The following is a 640-nucleotide window of genomic DNA, read 5'->3' as shown; positions in this document are numbered from 1 at the left end:
GATGGAGTACTACCGCAACGGCGGCATCCTCCAGTACGTGCTGCGGAAGCTCGCCGCCTGAGCCTGTTGGCCCGCCTGGGCTTGCGCAAGGCGGCGGACGACAAGGCCGATCCGCGGCGTCTGGCCGCGGTCGGGGCGGCGGTGCGGGCACGGCTGGCGGAGGATCCCCGCGCCGAGCCGCGCGGCGGGCACGGGGCGGACCTGTTCACCGTGCCCGGCTTCGCTTCGCCCGGGGAGTGCGCGGCGCTGCTCGCGCTGCCGTGGGTGCTCGCGTCGGAGCGCACGCGCACGGCGGTGGTGTGCACGGTGGCGACGGGCGCCGCGGTGGTCGCGTCCCTCGCCCGTGACTGGGCGCGCGACGGTGCCGACGTCATGTGGTCGGTGGTCGACGAGGCGACGGGCCGGCGGTCCTACCTGCCGGCCGGTGGGTACGTCGCGTTCGGCGTCGTCGCGCTCGGCCTCGCGGTCGCGGCCGGGCTCGTGCGCCGGTCCGGTGCCGCCGCGCGCGCGGCCCGCGAGGTCGCAGCCGACGAGGCGCGGCGCTCGGCGCAGCTGCGCACGCAGGCGGACCACCTGCGCACCGAGCTCACGCGGCAGGACGAGCGCGAGCTCATCGCGCGCGAGATGCACGACACCGTCG

At 77.3% G+C, this 640-nt stretch carries 1 pseudogene; it reads left to right on the top strand.

Going from position 1 to position 640, the window contains the following annotated elements:
• Positions 1-66: 66 nt before the first annotated feature.
• Positions 67-640: pseudogene (locus tag J7523_RS20465) on the top strand (hypothetical protein); the annotation flags it as partial.

Source organism: Cellulomonas sp. (assembly GCF_017744555.1).
Taxonomy (GTDB): domain Bacteria; phylum Actinomycetota; class Actinomycetes; order Actinomycetales; family Cellulomonadaceae; genus Cellulomonas.
This window is presented reverse-complemented; position numbering and strand designations above follow the sequence as displayed.